This is a genomic window from Williamsia sp. CHRR-6, from assembly GCF_018474015.1.
In the GTDB taxonomy this organism is placed as follows: domain Bacteria; phylum Actinomycetota; class Actinomycetes; order Mycobacteriales; family Mycobacteriaceae; genus Williamsia_A.
Map to the genome: position 1 here is coordinate 55,572 of NZ_JAHCSG010000006.1, position 16,556 is coordinate 72,127.

General features: G+C 66.5%; 15 protein-coding genes and 3 tRNA genes. 10 read left to right on the top strand and 8 right to left on the bottom strand.

From position 1 onward, the window contains the following. The first annotated feature begins 94 nt into the window (after positions 1–94). Complete coding sequence (locus KIK15_RS16005) at positions 95–1,447, top strand: cytochrome P450 (RefSeq protein ID WP_214245732.1); 1,353 nt, start codon at positions 95–97, stop codon at positions 1,445–1,447. Between the two features lie 35 nt (positions 1,448–1,482). On the opposite strand, the gene KIK15_RS16010 is transcribed toward KIK15_RS16005, so the two are convergent. After that, positions 1,483–1,555, bottom strand: a tRNA-Lys gene (locus tag KIK15_RS16010). Positions 1,556–1,830: 275 nt separating this feature from the next. Here KIK15_RS16010 and KIK15_RS16015 point away from each other — a divergent pair. Further along, positions 1,831–3,057 (top strand): Ig-like domain-containing protein, encoded by a 1,227-nt coding sequence (locus tag KIK15_RS16015; RefSeq protein ID WP_214245733.1) that lies wholly within the window; start codon positions 1,831–1,833, stop codon positions 3,055–3,057. Positions 3,058–3,199: 142 nt separating this feature from the next. Continuing rightward, positions 3,200–4,342, top strand: a complete 1,143-nt coding sequence (locus KIK15_RS16020) for an acyl-CoA dehydrogenase family protein (RefSeq protein WP_214245734.1) — start codon at positions 3,200–3,202, stop codon at positions 4,340–4,342. Between the two features lie 52 nt (positions 4,343–4,394). Here KIK15_RS16020 and KIK15_RS16025 read toward each other — a convergent pair. Both KIK15_RS16025 and orn read right to left on the bottom strand, forming a co-directional pair. After that, positions 4,395–4,467: transfer RNA gene (locus tag KIK15_RS16025), tRNA-His, on the bottom strand. 177 nt (positions 4,468–4,644) lie between these two features. Continuing rightward, positions 4,645–5,244 carry an oligoribonuclease gene (gene orn, locus KIK15_RS16030; RefSeq protein WP_214245735.1) on the bottom strand — a complete coding sequence of 200 codons (600 nt, stop codon included), beginning with the start codon at positions 5,242–5,244 and terminating at the stop codon, positions 4,645–4,647. 103 nt (positions 5,245–5,347) lie between these two features. Here orn and KIK15_RS16035 point away from each other — a divergent pair, with 103 nt between their 5' ends. Next, positions 5,348–6,934 (top strand): helicase HerA-like domain-containing protein, encoded by a 1,587-nt coding sequence (locus tag KIK15_RS16035; protein ID WP_214245736.1) that lies wholly within the window; start codon positions 5,348–5,350, stop codon positions 6,932–6,934. Next, a complete protein-coding gene (locus KIK15_RS16040; RefSeq protein ID WP_214245737.1) occupies positions 6,931–7,161 on the top strand; it encodes a DUF2510 domain-containing protein in 231 nt (76 codons plus the stop codon). The genes KIK15_RS16035 and KIK15_RS16040 overlap by 4 nt, the downstream gene beginning before the upstream one ends. A 53-nt stretch (positions 7,162–7,214) precedes the next feature. On the opposite strand, the gene cmrA is transcribed toward KIK15_RS16040, so the two are convergent. The 5 genes from cmrA to KIK15_RS16065 form a co-directional block, all read right to left on the bottom strand. Then, complete coding sequence (cmrA, locus tag KIK15_RS16045; protein WP_214245738.1) at positions 7,215–8,018, bottom strand: mycolate reductase; 804 nt, start codon at positions 8,016–8,018, stop codon at positions 7,215–7,217. Positions 8,019–8,102: 84 nt separating this feature from the next. Then, positions 8,103–10,142: an FAD-dependent oxidoreductase gene (locus tag KIK15_RS16050; protein WP_214245739.1), complete on the bottom strand. Its 2,040-nt coding sequence runs from the start codon at positions 10,140–10,142 to the stop codon at positions 8,103–8,105. Then, a complete protein-coding gene (locus KIK15_RS16055; RefSeq protein ID WP_214245740.1) occupies positions 10,139–10,720 on the bottom strand; it encodes a PadR family transcriptional regulator in 582 nt (193 codons plus the stop codon). The genes KIK15_RS16050 and KIK15_RS16055 overlap by 4 nt, the downstream gene beginning before the upstream one ends. A gap of 373 nt (positions 10,721–11,093) precedes the next feature. After that, a complete protein-coding gene (locus tag KIK15_RS16060; protein ID WP_214245741.1) occupies positions 11,094–11,717 on the bottom strand; it encodes a Pr6Pr family membrane protein in 624 nt (207 codons plus the stop codon). A 66-nt stretch (positions 11,718–11,783) separates the two neighbouring features. Further along, a tRNA-Arg gene (locus KIK15_RS16065) sits at positions 11,784–11,857 on the bottom strand. A 281-nt stretch (positions 11,858–12,138) separates the two neighbouring features. Here KIK15_RS16065 and KIK15_RS16070 point away from each other — a divergent pair. From KIK15_RS16070 to KIK15_RS16090, 5 genes are read left to right on the top strand one after another with little or no spacing between them, the layout of a single operon-like run. After that, on the top strand, positions 12,139–12,678 hold the full coding sequence (locus tag KIK15_RS16070; RefSeq protein ID WP_214245742.1) for an alternate-type signal peptide domain-containing protein: 540 nt from the start codon (positions 12,139–12,141) through the stop codon (positions 12,676–12,678). 7 nt (positions 12,679–12,685) lie between these two features. Further along, positions 12,686–13,516: a signal peptidase I gene (locus tag KIK15_RS18480; protein WP_214245743.1), complete on the top strand. Its 831-nt coding sequence runs from the start codon at positions 12,686–12,688 to the stop codon at positions 13,514–13,516. 23 nt (positions 13,517–13,539) lie between these two features. Then, positions 13,540–14,070, top strand: coding sequence for a hypothetical protein (locus KIK15_RS16080; protein ID WP_214245744.1), 531 nt, complete (start codon positions 13,540–13,542; stop codon positions 14,068–14,070). After that, a complete protein-coding gene (locus KIK15_RS16085) occupies positions 14,067–14,657 on the top strand; it encodes a TasA family protein (protein ID WP_214245745.1) in 591 nt (196 codons plus the stop codon). The genes KIK15_RS16080 and KIK15_RS16085 overlap by 4 nt, the downstream gene beginning before the upstream one ends. After that, entirely contained in the window at positions 14,657–16,504 is a 1,848-nt protein-coding gene (locus KIK15_RS16090) for a signal peptidase I (protein WP_214245746.1), read from the top strand. The genes KIK15_RS16085 and KIK15_RS16090 overlap by 1 nt, the downstream gene beginning before the upstream one ends. Positions 16,505–16,556: the final 52 nt, after the last annotated feature.

Below are 16,556 nucleotides of genomic sequence, written 5' to 3' on the forward strand. Positions count from 1 at the left end.
CCGTCACCTTGTCAGTCGTGGACAAGCTTGGGTACATAGACGTACCCTGCGCGTGGGTACATCGATGTACCCACCACTCGACCCTGGAGGCGACATGAGCCCATCGACGACGACCCGCGCGCCCGACTCCGAGCGCGGATCGCTCGGTGGCGTCCCACCGCGGATTCGCATCCCCGCAGCGGTGGTGGCCGCGATGATCGTGCTGGACCGACGGCGGGCCATGCGCTCGATGCGCCGCCGCCACGGCAGCGTGTTCGCCGCCGATCTCCCGGTGTTCGGGTCGTCGGTGATCGTCGCCGACCGGGAGTTGGTGCGCGAGATGTTCACGACACCGCCGCACCTTCTCGGTCAGATCGATCAGAACCTCGGGCGCGTGCTGGGCCCCAATTCGATGTTCGCGCTCGACGGCGACCCACACCGCGACCGACGCAAGCTGCTGGCGCCGCCGTTTCACGGACGGCGGCTGGCGTCCTACGCCGCGCTGATGGAGACCGAGGCCCTCCGTGAGTTCGACACCTGGCCGAGCGCAAAGGAATTCGCCGTCCAGCCGTCGATGATGCGGCTGACGCTGTCGATCATCCTGCGGGCGGTGTTCGGGGCCGATGGGCAGGAGTTCGAACGACTGAGGGTGATCGTGCCCGCTCTGGTAGAGCTGGGGTCACGCCTGCAGGTGGTACCGGTGCCACGACTGGCGGTGCTCGGCGATCACAGCCCGTGGGGTGCCCTGGCTCGTCGGCGACGCGAGTACGACGCGGTCGTGGGGCGGTTGATCGCTGCAGCGCAGGACGATCCGCAGTTGTCCGACCGCAACGACGTGTTGGCGATGATGGTGCAGAGCCGATACGACGACGGCTCGGCCATGACGCCCGCGGAGATCTCCGATGAGCTGTTGACCGTGCTCAGCGCGGGTCACGAAACCACCGCCACCACGTTGGCGTGGGCGGTGGAGCGGCTACGACGCCATCCCGAGGTGCTGTTCAGGCTGAATGCCGAACTCGACGCCGGTGATGAAACCCTCTTGGACGCAACGATTCTCGAGGTCCAGCGGAGTCGGTCCGTCATTGATCTCACGGTGCGACAGGTGATGGTCGACGAGTTCACCCTCGGTCCGTGGACCGTGCGTAAGGGCCAGACACTGATCGCTGCGATGGGGCTAGTACACGATGACCCTGACGTGTTCGACCAACCGCACCGTTTCGATCCCGATCGGTTCGTCGGCGGCCGCGCCGACACCACCTCTCCGATGCCCTTCGGTGGTGGCACCAGGCGTTGTATCGGTGCCGCCTTCGCCACCATGGAGCTGAAAGTCGTTCTGCGCACGCTGCTTCGAGAATTCGACGTGCAACCGACCACGCAGCGGGGCGAGCGATGGCACTCGAGGGGAGTCGCGTTGGCGCCGGGCCGGGGCGGTCGGGTGGTGGTGTCTCGCCGCACACCGGCCATGTGACGACGGGCGTATCGCGTGAGAGAGAAAAGCGTATGTGCGCCATCAGGGACTCGAACCCCGAACCCGCTGATTAAGAGTCAGCTGCTCTGCCAATTGAGCTAATGGCGCCAGATCGTGCGAGTCGAAACAATAACAGGTCCACGCTCCCGGATGAAAATCGCCAGGGCGATGCTGCCGCTGGGGGCATCGGCGACGCACCACGGCCCGACTGAACGTCGATCGGATCGCAATCGTCTCGTACACTTGGTCCATCGATCCGACCCGGGCGGCGTATCCGCAGGTGACACGTGGCGTCCGGGTTGTGCGGGTTGCGACGTCGCCCCGCGAGACGACTCGATGTGGACACGAAGACTGCGCCGGTGGCGCGCGATGGTGGGAGTGTGATGGTTTTCGGGCTGCACGGTGGACGCAACCGCTGGACGTCTGTCGGAATCGGAATGGTGGTGGTCGCCTCACTGGCTGCGTGCTCGCAGTCGGCGCCGGCCCCGAGGTACAGCAACGAGGTGGCGACGAACGCGTCGTTCGACGACCTGCTGCGTCCTTCGATCGTGGTCACCGGGTTCGCCGGACAGCCGCTGCGCGATCGCATGGTGGGGGTGCAGCCGGGCGCCCCGATCACCGTGCGCGCTGCGGCTGGTGAGCTGACCGACGTCCGCATCCCCACCGCCAACGGCCGCCAGATCAAGGGCACCTTCAACTCTGACCGCACCGCCTGGACGAGCGTCGAGCCCTTCGGGTTCGACCGCACCTACACGTTGTCGGCCGATGTCGCCGGCATCACCGGCACGTCGTCGACCAAGCTGTCGTTCACCACCCGGGCCCCCAACAACGTGACCGACACGTTCCTGTTGCCGGAGAACAACTCCACGGTGGGTATCGGTCAGCCTGTCGCCATCCGGTTCGACGAACCGATCACCGACAAGCTCACCGCCCAGCGCGCCATCAAGGTGACCACCAACCCGCCGGTCGAGGGTGCCTTCTACTGGCTCAGCGATTCGGAATTGCGTTGGCGCCCACAGAATTTCTGGAAGCCCGGCACCAAAGTGCACGTCGATGTCAACACCTACGGCATCGATCTCGGCGACGGTCTGTTCGGCGAGCAGAACAAAACGCTCGACTTCACCGTCGGCCGCTCGCTCATCGCCACCGCCGACGATCGCACCAAGCAGGTCGTGGTGAACATCAACGGCAAGACTGTGCGCAGCATGCCCACGTCCATGGGCAAGGACTCGACGCCGACCAACCGCGGCACCTACATCGTCGGTGACCGGGTCCCGAGCATCATCATGGATTCGTCGACCTACGGCGTGCCGGTCAACTCACCGGGCGGATACCGCGAGACCGTCTACTTCGACACCCAGATGTCGTGGAGCGGTATCTATCTGCACGCCGCACCGTGGTCGCTGTATGCCCAGGGCAACAGCAACGTCAGCAACGGGTGCCTGAACCTCAGCCCTGAGAACGCCGAGTGGTTCATGAACACCTCGCTGCGTGGGGACATCGTCATCGTCAAGAACACCGTCGGCGACATCCTGCCCGGCAACGACGGCCTCGGTGACTGGAACATCCCATGGGACGTGTGGAAGCGCGGTAACGCCGGCCGCGACTGATCGCGTCTGGAAACCCCGAGACCAGGGTATGTCGTCGAAGTGGGCGGTCGTGAAGTAAAGCTGCCATCCGACGGTGTTACGCTCGCTGATGTAATGGTCGGCTGTCGAGCCGATCTGCCGAGCACCAGAGAGGCCACCGTCGATGCCCACCACATCACCCTGGATCACCGATGAACTGTCCGACCTGCGAGACATGGCGCGCTCGTTCATGAGTCGAGACCTCGCGCCCAATGTCAGCAAATACCTCGATCAGCATCACGTGGACCGAGACCTCTGGAATCGTGCCGGTGAACTGGGATTGCTGTGCATGTCCATCCCCGAGGAATACGGCGGCGGCGGTGGCACCTTTGCCCACGAGGCTGTGTTGCTCGAGGAGCAGGCGGTCATCGGTGACTCGTCGTGGGGTGCGGCGGTGCACAACGGGATCATCGCCCACTACTTGCTGGCGTACGGCAGCGAGGAGCAGAAGTCGGCGTGGCTGCCGAAGATGGCATCGGGGGAGGTGGTCGGAGCCATCGCGATGACCGAGCCGGGTACCGGTTCGGATCTGCAGTCGATCACCACCCGCGCCGTCCGCGAGGGTGACGAGTACGTCATCGACGGCTCGAAGACGTTCATCACCAACGGTTCTCAGGCCGACCTGATCATCGTGGTGACCAAGACCGACAGCGCCGAAGGGGCCAAGGGGATCTCACTGATCCTGGTCGAGGCAGATCGGGCGGGGTTCCGGCGGGGCCGCATCCTCGACAAGATCGGCCAGCGCGGCCAGGACACCTCCGAGCTCTTCTTCGACAGCGTCCGGGTACCAGTGTCCAATCTGCTCGGTGCCGCTGAGGGGTTGGGTTTCATTCAACTGATGCAACAGCTTCCGCAGGAACGGCTCCTCATCGCGGTGGCCTCGGTGGCCGGTATGGAGTCGGCGGTGGCCCAGACCATCGCTTACACCAAACAGCGAGAAGCGTTCGGGCGCCAGGTGTTCGGCTTCCAAAACACCAAGTTCAAGCTCGCCGAGGCCGCCACCGAGACGAAGATCGCGAGGGTGTTCGTCGATGACTGCATCGTCAAACATCTCGCCGGCGAACTCGACATCCCCACCGTCGCGATGGCCAAGTGGTGGACCACCGAGCGGGCGATGGCCGTGCTCGACGAGTGCGTGCAGCTGTTCGGCGGCTACGGCTACATGAGTGAGTACACCGTTGGTCGGATGTGGGCGGACGCGCGCGTGCAGAAGATCTACGCGGGCACCAACGAGATCATGAAGGAGATCATCTCGCGCTCGCTCTGAGGCGTGAAAACCACGAATGCCCCTCCCGAACGGGAGGGGCATTCGTCGTCGGGGTGGATGACGGGACTCGAACCCGCGACAGCCAGGATCACAACCTGGTGCTCTACCAACTGAACTACATCCACCATCGGTCCCGGTGTCGCCGCGACCAGGACCACACTCTATCCGCTGCGTGCCACCGAATACCAATCGCACCGCTTCCGCCCAGTCGACACCGTACTTCCGCCCACTCGACGGGGTTTTGCGCCCAGTCGACACCGTACTTCCGCCCACTCGACGGGGTTTTGCGCCCAGTCGAGGTGTCAGGCCTGGCCCAAGTCGGTGACCACCTTCTCGATGGTGGCGGTGTCCGGGCCGGGTGGGGCGACGAAGGCGGTGGCCCGGTAGTACCGCAACTCGCGGATCGATTCGCGGATGTCGGCCAGCGCGCGATGGGCGAGGCCCTTTTCGGGCTGACCGAAGTAGATCCGCGGATACCAGCGTCGAGACAACTCCTTGATCGAGCTGACGTCGATCATCCGGTAGTGCAGGTAGCTGTCCAATGCGGTCATGTCGCGGGCGATGAACCCGCGGTCGGTGGCGATCGAGTTGCCCGCCAGCGGCGCTGCGCCAGAGGAGGTGACGTGCGTGCGCACGTAGTCCAGGACCATCTTCTCCGCCTCGGGCACGGTGACGGTGGACGCGCGCACCTCGTCGGTCAGACCAGACGCCGCGTGCATCTTCTTGACCACGTCGGGCATGGCGTCGAGGTCGGCGTCATCGGCGTGGATGACCACGTCCACCCCGTCGCCGAGGATGTTCAGGTCGCTGTCGGTGACCAGCGCGGCGATCTCGATCAGCTTGTCGCGCCGAAGGTCCAGCCCGGTCATCTCACAGTCGATCCATACGAGTTTGTCCTGCACCCGACAACCTTAGCCAACAGGACGATCGGAGATATTGTGTTGCCGGACGTGCGTCGTGGGGGCGCGCGGCGGCAGACGCCGACGACGGAGAGGTTCGACAGACGTGACCGAAGCGGGCAGCACACAACCACCGGCAACCCCGAGCGCCAGCGGACCGGCGCAGGAGATCGCCGCCGGCTACAACTTCGACGGTGCTGCCCTGGAACTCGGCGCGGTCAGTGTCGACGGGGTGATCGACGCGACCGCGCAGGTCCGCATCCCGCTGGCGATGATGAATCGTCACGGCCTGGTCGCTGGTGCCACCGGAACAGGAAAAACCAAGACGTTGCAGGTGATCGCCGAGCAACTGTCCACCGCGGGGGTCCCGGTGGTGATGGCCGACATCAAGAGCGACCTGTCCGGACTGAGTGCGCCCGGTGCGGCGAACGATCGGATCACCAAGCGTGCGAACGACATCGGCGACGCATGGCAGCCGAGCGCGTTCCCGTGTGAGTTCGTCTCGCTGGGGACCGAGGGGATTGGCGTACCGATTCGGGCCACCATCACCTCCTTCGGACCCATCTTGTTGAGCAAGGTGTTGGGACTCAACCCCACTCAGGAGTCCACCCTCGGGCTCATCTTCCACTGGGCCGACGCCCGCGGGCTGGCGCTGCTCGATTTGAAAGATCTGCGGTCGGTCATCACCCACCTCACCTCCGATGAGGGCAAGGAAGACCTGAAGTCGATCGGCGGCGTCTCCTCGGCCACCGCCGGAGTGATCCTGCGGGCCTTGACCAACCTCGAGGCCGACGGCGGCGACACGTTCTTCGGCGAGCCCGAGATCGAACCGGGCGACCTCATCCGGCTCGGTGCCGATGGCAAGGGCATCATCACCCTGTTCGAACTCGGCACCCAGGCAGCACGTCCTGCGCTGTTCTCCACGTTTCTCATGTGGATCCTGGCCGACCTGTTCGAGTTCCTGCCCGAGGCCGGTGACATCGACAAGCCCAAGCTGGTCTTCATCTTCGACGAGGCGCACCTGCTGTTCACCGACTCGTCGAAGGCGTTCGTCGAGCAGGTGGTGCAGACGGTCAAGCTCATCCGATCCAAGGGGGTCGGGGTGTTCTTCTGTTCGCAGCTGCCCACCGACATCCCCAACGAGGTCCTCTCGCAGCTGGGCGCGCGCATCCAGCACGCGTTGCGCGCGTTCACCCCCGATGACCAGAAAGCGTTGTCGCGCACGGTCAAGACCTATCCGACCTCCACCGCATATGACCTGGAGAAGGCGCTCACCTCGCTGGGCATCGGCGAGGCGATCGTGACCGTGCTCTCGGAGAAGGGTGCGCCGACCCCGGTGGCGTGGACGGTCATTCGTCCGCCGCGGTCGTTGATGGACACCATCGGCCACCCGGCGATCACTGCGGCGGCGACCGCGAGCCCGCTGCACCAGAAGTACGGCCAATCCATCGATCGCGAATCGGCCTACGAGAAGTTGAACGCCAAAGTGCTTGCCCCGGAACCGGATCCGGTCGCACCGCCGTCGGCTCCACCGGCACCTGCACCGGCACCCAAGCCGAAGAAGGAAGAGCCGGGGATGGTTCAGGAGGTACTGGGCAACCCTGCGGTCAAGAGCTTTCTGCGCTCAGCCGGCACCGCCCTGGGCCGGGAGATCACGCGGTCGCTGTTCGGGGCGGGGCGACGCAAGCGATGACGCTCATCCTCCTGTTCCTGTGCGCGATGGTCTTCGCCGCGGTGGTGGCAGGCGTGGTCGTAGTCGCGATCAAAGCGGCTGGCCGCAGCACCTCGAGCCATCCCCGGCCCGGTGTCGCAGTGTTGCCGGGCTGGCACCCCGACCCGCATGACCCCAGGCTGACGCGATGGCATGACGGCACCCGGTGGACAGAGCGCTCCAGGCCGATCGACTCACCGCGCGGCTGAGCAACCGCGCCGAGCGGCACACGCAACCATTGGTGACCGCGTCGAGTCGGTGATCAGTCGCCGAGTTTGCGGTAGAAGCTGCCGACGATCGGGGCGACGATCTTGCGCGGGGTGTACCCGCCGGCCACCGACATCGCCTTTGACAGGACGCCGGGTACAACGCGCATCTTGTTGCGCGCCAACGCATCCAGGCTCAGACGCGCGACCCCGGCACTGTCATCCCACAGGAACCCAGGGACCATCTTGTCGACGATGCTCGCCTCGTCGGGGGAGGGTTCCTCGGTGCGCACCGGCCCTGGTGCCAGCAACGTCACATGCACGCCGTGGGCGGCGACTTCCCCACGCAGTGATTCGCTGAACGTGTTGACGAACGCCTTCGATGCGGCATAGGTTGCGTTGTTGGGGATGGGCATGTTGCCCGCGGCCGACCCGACCATCAGGATGCCACCGGCCCGACGTGACACCATGCCCGGCAGCACGGCCAGGGTGAGGTCATGCACCGCAGTGGCGTTGAGCCGCAGCTGAGCCCGCTCGTACTCGGGGTCGAGATCGATCAGCGGACCGAAGGTGGCGATCCCGGCGTTGTTGCACAGGATCGACACCTCGCGGTCGGCTAGTTGCGCACACAACATCTCCAACGCACGGGTGTCGGAGAGGTCGGTGGCGCGCACCTCGACGGTGATGCCATGCGTGGCGCGCAGCTTCTCTGCGGTCGCCTCGAGGATGTCGCCGCGGCGCGCCACCAGGATCAGGGAGTGGCCGCGTCGGGCCAGTTCCCAGGCGAGGGCTTCGCCGATACCTGAGGAGGCTCCGGTGACGACAGCGCGAGCGGACGGGGTCGGAAGTGGTACCGGCATGGGCCCGATCGTATCGGCCCGGCCGCTGCGTCGATGACCGTGCCCGCAGGTCGGGCACCTCCCGCTGGTGCCGTGCGCGCGGCGTCAGAGTCCGGCGGCCACCTCGGTGCCCTGGCGGATCGCCCGCTTGGCGTCGAGTTCGGAGGCCACGTCGGCGCCGCCGATAACCGTGACCTGCACGCCGGCGGTGGTCAGCGGCGCGACGAGGTCGCGCACCGACTCTTGTCCGGCGCACACCACCACCGAGTCGACCGCCAGCACTCGAGCCGGGGTGTCGGAGTCAGGAAAGCTCAGGTGCAGACCTTCGTCATCGATGCGGTCGTAGCGAGCTCCCGAGATCTGTTCCACACCTTTCATCTTCACCCCGGCACGATGGATCCAGCCGGTGGTCTTTCCCAGTCCGCGTCCTTGGCCACCGGCCTTGCGCTGCACCAGGTAGACGGTGCGGGCCGCCGGTGCCGGTCGTGGTGTGGTGACGAAGCCGGGAACGGTGAGGTCTTCGGACACCCCCCACTCCTGCTCCCACTCCTTGAGGTCGAGAGTGGGCGAGTCCTCGACGGTCAGGAACTCGGTCACGTCGAATCCGATGCCACCCGCGCCGATCACCGCCACCCGCGCGCCCACCTCCCGATGGCCCAGCACCGCATCGGCGTAGGTGAGCACCGAAGGATGGTCGATGCCGGGGATGTCGGGGATACGCGGGGTGACGCCGGTGGCGACGATGACCTCGTCGAATGCTGCGGCGATCAGGTTCTCGGCGGTGGCGCGGGTGGACAGGTGGACCGTCACGCCGCGGACCTCGAGCTGCCGGGTGAAGTAGCGGATGGTCTCGGCGAACTCCTCTTTGCCGGGGATGCGGGCAGCGATCGCGAACTGGCCGCCGATCGCGGCACCTGCCTCGAACAGCTCCACCCGATGCCCGCGTTCAGCGGCCGACACCGCCGCGGCGAGCCCGGCTGGACCTGCCCCGATGACCGCGACCCGGCGGGCAATCCGGGTGGGGGACAACACCAGAGTGGTCTCACGACCTGCACGCGGGTTCAGCAGACACGACACCTTCTTGCCGACGAATGCGTGGTCCAGGCAGGCCTGGTTGCACCCGATGCAGGTGTTGATCTCGTCGGCGCGGCCGTGCTGGGCTTTGACGGGCAGTTCGGGATCGGCCAGCAGCGGGCGGGCCATGGAGATGGCGTCGACCCGCCCGCGGCGCAAGATCTCCTCGGCGACATCGGGAGCGTTGATCCGGTTGGAGGCGATCAGTGGGATGTCCACCTCGTCGCGCAGGCGCTCGGTGAACTTCACGAACGCAGCGCGCGGCACCGAGGTGGCGATGGTGGGCACGGTGGCTTCATGCCACCCGATGTCGGTGTTGATCGCGGTCACCCCGTGCGCCTGCAGAGCGCGTGCGAGGCCTGCGATCTCATCCCAGGTCTGACCGCCCTTGACCAGGTCGGCAATCGACTGGCGCACGATGATCGGGTAGTCGGGCCCCACCGCCGCGCGGATGGCGTCGATGATCTCGAGGACGATGCGCTGGCGGTTCTCCGTTGATCCGCCCCACCGGTCGGTGCGTTGGTTGGTGCGGGGACACAGGAAGGTGTTGAGCAGGTAGCCCTCACCGGCCATCACCTCCACCGCGTCGTAACCGGCGCGGCGCGCCAGTTCAGCGCTGCGTCCATAGCTGCGCACGATGTGGCGAATCATGAAGTCGTTCAGCTTGATCGGCTGAAACGGGTGAATCGGTGATTTGTCCCAGGAGACGTTGAACTTGAACGGGGTGTAGCCGTAGCGGCCGGCGTGCAGGATCTGCATGGCGATCAGGCCGCCCTCGGCGTGTACCGCGCGGGTGACGCGACGGTGTCGCCACGCGTCGAGGCGATTGGTCATCTTGGCGCCGAACGGCAACAGCAACCCGGTCCGCGACGGCGCGATCCCGCCGGTGATCATCAGCCCGGCGCCGCCGCGAGCACGCATGGCGAAATAGGCGGCCAGACGCCCGGTATCCCAGAATCGCTCTTCGAGTCCGGTGTGCATCGAGCCCATGACGATGCGGTTGCGCAGGGTGATCGGTCCCAGGTGCAACGGTTCGAACAACTCCGGGTGGTGGCCGGTCGGTTCGGTCATGAGGATGCCCTTTCGGTGGGGGTGGTCGAGAACTGTTGGTCACGTTCGGATTCCAACGCGACGGTCACCTCGTCGAGCCAGTCGACGAAGGCCTGCTCGGTGCGGATGCCCCCGCTCAGCACCAGGTACTGGTGCAATCGCCGACCGGAATCAGGCGGTCCGCCGGGGTGGTCGCGCTCGGCGAAGCTGCGGTAGAGGCGTAGCTGTTCGGCGTGCAGGTCGCGGTGTCGACGGATCTCGGTGATCAGATCCCCGAGGTCACCGTGGCGGGCGGCGCGCAGCTTCACCGACAGTTCGTCACGTAGCCGGGGGATGGGTGCGGGCTGTGACACCCAGTCCCGCAACGCGTCTCGGCCGCGCTCGGAGAGGGTGTAGACCTTCTTGTCCGGGCGGGAATCCTGAGTGATGGCCTCGAACTCGACGAGACCGTCGTCATGCAGCTTCTTGAGTGTGCGATAGATCTGCTGGTGGGTGGCCGACCAGAAGTAGCCGATGGACCGATCGAATTGTCGACCGATCTCGTAGCCGGTGCCGGGCCGTTCGGCCAGCGACACCAAGATCGCGTGCTCGAGGGCCATGGTGATGACGGTAATACGCAATCACGCACTGTGCAACAAAGTGCATACGACGGATCGACACGTTCACGCGTGCGGATCTACGTGGAGTACTCGACGGGCTGCCGAATTCCAGCGCACTGTTTCCCGACGTTCTCCCGACGGCGACGACCGTGATGCCGTCCGGTCAGCACTCGGTGGCCCGGCCGGTCGAATTCGATGCGAACTGGGACAAGCTGCGCCGCAAGGGTGTGTGGGACGTGCCGTCGAACATCCTCATCACCGGACCGATGGGCACCGTCGACCTCGATTTCAACCAACGCAGTCCTGCCTGGACCTCTGATGACGGTGCAACTGCAGGTGTCGGCAACCACGGTGACGCTGCGCGTGTGATGAATCACCGTGTGACCGATCGCGCCGGAAGGTGGTTGGGCAGCCACGTGATCAGCCACGTGAGGGCGAGGATCATCGCTGCGACACCGGTGCCCGCGATCGCCACCCCCAGATACCCGTGGCTGCTCGGGTTCAGGAATGGATAGGGATACCAGTCCACGATCGGGCCACGGATCAGGCTGTAGGCGACATAGGCCAGCGGATAGGCCAACCACCACAGTGCATTCGGCAGCCGAGGTGGCGAGGCGGGTGGGTCGAGTAACCAGTCGACGACCATCACCACCGGCATCACGTAGTGCAGCATCACGTTGTCCCACGGCACCGTGGTGAAGGTCGCGTTCTCGATACCCGCGAGCAGGGTGGCGAACACGATGCCGGTGGTGGCCAGATACGTGGTCGCCGCACCGCGTAGCTGGGGCAGCCACGTGGTGTTCGACGGCGCTGCCGCCGTGATCAGCAGGGTCGCGCCACCCAGGATGTTGCTCTGGATGGTGAAGTAGCTCAGGAAATTTCCGGCGTCGAAGGTGCCCCGGTGCACCAACACGACCACCTCGGTGATGACCGCGGCCGGACCCGCCAGCCCGGCGAGCAGCCGGAACCCGATCAGCCACGTTGTGCGCGCCCGCATGGCGAGACTGTAGTTCAGATCCACTGTGCGATCGCGTGATACGGGCAAAACGAGCAGCCGGACGGGTGCCCCCGGCAGGACTCGAACCTGCGACCTAGGGATTAGAAGGCCCTTGCTCTATCCACCTGAGCTACGGAGGCGTACGCGCCACGTGACGCGGCCGATCATATCTCGGCGCTCGAACGCCCGGGATCGGTGGCGCGGCGATGGTCGGCCAGGAGTAGGTGTTTGCGAGCGTGAATCTGAGAAACGTGATTGTCACTTCAATACGGTTTCACGAAATGATGATTCAAAATAGTGGATGAGTCGTACAGTGCGGACGTCGGACTCGTGCTGGTCACCTCGGTGGTCGTTGCCCGATTCGGCCTCCCTTTCGCAGCACTGACCGCGTCCGCTTCGGGGGCGCAGACGAGGACCATCGATGAACAAGAAGACCAAAGGTGTGTCGGCCGCTGCGGCGGCGTCGGCTCTCCTGCTGGGTGGCGCCGGCTCACTGGCCTACTGGAGCGATCAGGAAACTGTGTCCGGCGCGAACATCACCTCCGGCGCGTTGAGTCTGCAGCCCGCCGGTGCCGGTACGTGGAAAGACGGCACCGGGGCGACCATCGACACGACGACCTTCAAGATCGTGCCCGGGGACACGCTCACCTACACCGCCACCTACACCGTCGAGGCCGCAGGCAACAACCTGCAGGCGAACCTCACCGCCGACACGACATCGATCACCGGAACGCTCGTGGGCAAGGTGACCACCACCGTGACCGCCACCATCCGAGGCACCACCACTGTGGGTACCACCGCCGTCCCGATCACCGGCGCCAACAATGGCGACCAGATCGCTGTCTCGGTGGCCATCGATTTCCCGTTCGGGACCGTCGTCGACAACACCAGCCAGAAGAGCACCCTCGATCTCACCGGGCTGAAGGTGTCGCTGGTCCAGATCGACAACCCGGGCGCCTGATCCGGCGGTGTCCGACCGTCGACGCCGCGCCGATCGCGTCGGGGTCGCCACCGACCCCGAGGCGACTGCGGTCCTTCCCCGTATCCGCGACGAGGGTGAGGTGGATCCTGCTCATCTGCTGCGTGATCGGGTGCGCACCCCGGCTTCACCTCGGGTGACCAGCCAGAGGTCCGGGTCTCACACCTGGGCCATCAGCCCGCTCCACGCGGACACGGCAACACCTGATTCGCTCGATCCCACCGCACCCGAGCCGCTGCTCCCCGCTTCGGCCGACCCCGCTCGGGATCGACGGAGATGGCGCAGATTCGCCTTCGACGCAACGGTTGTCGTGGTGATCGTGGCCGTGTTCGGTGTCCTGCTCGTCGGGGTCGTGATCCCCAGGGTCGCCGGCGCCACGCCCTACACCATCACGACGGGCTCGATGACCGGCACCTATGACCCTGGTTCGTTGGTCGTCGTGCGACCTACGGCGACGTCGAAGCTGCGACCAGGACAGGTGGTCACCTACCAACTGCGCTCGGGACGTGCTGCCGTGGTCACCCATCGGATCGTCTCGACCTACGCAGACGGTGCCGGCCGGCTGCGATTCATCACCAAAGGCGATGCCAACCCCACTCCTGATCCTGATCCGGTTCTCCCCGAACAGATCCGAGGTGTGGTGTGGTACTCGGTGCCCTACCTCGGGCGGGTGAACGCCATGCTGACCGGAACGGTCCGCACGGTGGTCATCGGGCTGGTGGTGGCGACGCTGTTCACCTACGCCGGCGCGATGATCATCAGTGGCGTACGAGACGACCGACGAGCCAAGGCATCTGCCGCCGCCGTCTCGAGGCCATGACGACAACAACTCGCCTACCTCGGATGTCGCGACGGGCTTGGGCGGTGGTGATCGCGACCGCTGGTGTGGTCATGCTGCTGGCAACACTGGCGACCCGCGAGACGATGGCGTCGTGGTCACGTACCCAGACGACCACCGGGGCCACCATCACCTCGGGCATCCTGCGGCTCACCGCCAACGGATCCGACACGGTCGATCTGGCCGCGCTCGGCGGATCCCAACTGCGGCCAGGGGCCATCCGAACACGATCGTTGACCCTGGCCAACGCGGGCGATGCCCGGCTGGCATGGAAACTCACCTCGGCCACCGCATCATCGCCGAATCTGACGTTGTCGGCCTCGGCGTTGTCCGGAGGGGCCGGCCAGGGCGCATCAGACTGTGACGGGTCGTCGGCGGCCACCCTGCCAGGCACTGCGCTCACCACGGCCTCGCCCGCCCGGACGCTCACCAAAGGGGCTTCGACCCTGGTGTGTCTGCGCGCGACGATCTCGGCCGCAGCCACCTCCGGTGCCACCTACACCGCCACCTTCACCTTCGGTGGAGTGCAGACATGAAGACGTGGCGCCACCGCCCGTGGGTGCGGCTGCGTGCAGTGTTCGCCGCCGGGTTGATGCTCGGAGTCGGATCCGTGGGCACCCTGGCCTACTGGTCCGACGACACCAGTGCCAGCGCCACTTTCACCATCGGCTCAGTCGACCTCACCGTCGACGGACAGCGCGCCGCCACCTTCTCCGGGCTGACGCTGACCAACATCGCACCCGGCCAGAGCCGCGCAGCGGTGTTCACCGTCGCCAACGCCGGGGCATTCAACCTCACCTACACCGCCACGCTGCGCTTCGACTCCGCCGACCTCACGGGGGCGGCCGGGCTGATCTACTTCTCCAAGTTCGCACTGTTCCCCGGGGGAACCGCCACCAACGCCAACGGGGTCGGCACCTGCACGGGTACGCAGCTGCAGAGCATCGGTCCCACCGGTGCCGCCCAGGTGAACTACCCCTGGATCGTCACCGCCCGGCCGCTGGCGGTCGGGCAGAGTGAATCATTCTGTGTGGTCTACAGCGCTGACCTCGGACTGCGGGATCTCGACCAGAGCAAGAGCTTCTTCGCCGACATGACCTTCACCGGAACCGAGGCCGCGTGATGACCGCCGTCGCCGAGCGTCGACCCGACGACGTACCGCTGCGGCCGGCAGATCGGTCCGGTGCCCCGCGCACGTCTGGCCTCTCGCGCCCCGCCGACATCGCGCTCACCCTCGCTGCGGTCGGGGGGTTGTTGTGTCTGCTGATGGCAGGCGCGGGCGTGGTGTTCGGCCTGACGACCCTCATCGTGCGCACCGACTCCATGACCCCCACCGCGCCGGCCGGGTCGATCGCACTGGCGCAGAAGGTTTCCGGCCCGCAGCTGCAGGTCGGTGACATCGTCTCGGTCCGCTCGCCCTACGGTCCGCGAGTGATGCACCGCGTGGTGGCGGTGACCGCCCGGTCGCAGGTCGCGGCAACGGTCGTGCTCAAAGGTGACGCCAACGCCGCCCCGGACCCGGCGCCCTATGTGGTGGGCACCGGAGACCGGGTGTCCCTGGTCATCCCGGGAGCCGGCTACGTCCTGAGCTGGGTGTCGAGTCCGGCCGGTCGTGTCCTCGGGGCGCTGGTGGCAATCGCGTTGCTCGCGTGGGCCTTTGGGCGTACTCGAGCGCCCGAGGAGGAGCGTGGTGGCCCCCGCCCGGTCGGCCGCCATCGGGCGACTCCCGCCGCCACATCGACCGCAGTGGCGGTGACGGTACTGGTGGCGGTGACCGCGATGACGGTGCAGGCGGCACCGGCGCGAGCCGCGCTCACCGTGACCGCGACCACCCGATCCACCCACGCCAGCAACGGGTTCGCGGCGTTCATGCCCGCCGGATTGCGGTGTTCGACGACCAGCGTCCTCACCCTGAGTGATGCGGTGCTGTCATGGACCGGAGTGGGACCCGGCTACGCATACCTGCTCACCTTCTACACCGGGCCAGGCGCCACCGGACCGGTCAAGACCAATCAACTCCTACCAGCGGCGGCCGCGGGTGCCACCGTGAGCTACACCCCGACCGCAGCCGATGTCACCCGCCTCGTCGGGACGGGCGAGCAATACGTGTGGCTACGCACCGTGCGGCTCTCCGACGGCATGCTCTCGGGCCGGGTGCTGTTCACCGGGATGTGGGTGGTGCCGCTGACCGGTCGGCGGATCTGCACGATCACGGGCAACGTCGCCACCACTGCGGCACCCCCGCAGAGCTACACCGTCACCTCCTCGGCGGCTGCCCTGCGTTTGGCGCAAGCAGCCCCGACAGTGGAGTCGACCGGTTCACCGGGGACATCGACCGGTTCACCGGGGACATCGACCGGTTCACCGGGGACATCGACCGGTTCACCGGGGCCGTCGACCGAGACCACCACCCCCACGAGCACCACCGGCAGCACACCGACGACCACCCCCTCGGATGCCGTCACATCGACCACCTCAAGCAGCACCACCCCGCCGAGCAGCAGCACGCCGCCACCGGGTGACTCGACGACGTCCATCCCCGGCTCGACCTCCGGCGACGCCCCGGCCAGTGCATCGCCCCCTGACACCGACCCGATCTCCGGCGGCTCGCCCAGCCCGGTGTCGACGGTGGTCTCAGGGTCGGGTCGGTTCATTGCCGAGCTGGCCCAGACCGGGCTGTCAGGCACCCTCGTCATCCGATCTGCGCTGCAACCGACAGCGCTGTTCACGCGCGCGGTGCCGGCGGATGCGGCCATCGCATGGGCGGGCGATCGCTTGTTCATCACCGATTCGCGTGGGGTCGAGGTGCTCGAGCAGTCGTCGTCCGGGTGGACGGTGGTGGCTGCCTCAGGCTCCGATGCGCCGGCTCCGACGGGTCCGAGCACCACGGCGGGCGAGCCCGCATCCACCCCGGTACAGGTGGCCCCTGCTGCGGCTGCGACCTCGTCCGATCCCCCGGGCTCGGGGTGATCGCCGCGCGGTGGACCCGAGGAGGTGTTCTGACCGCGGCCTCGGGGTCAGT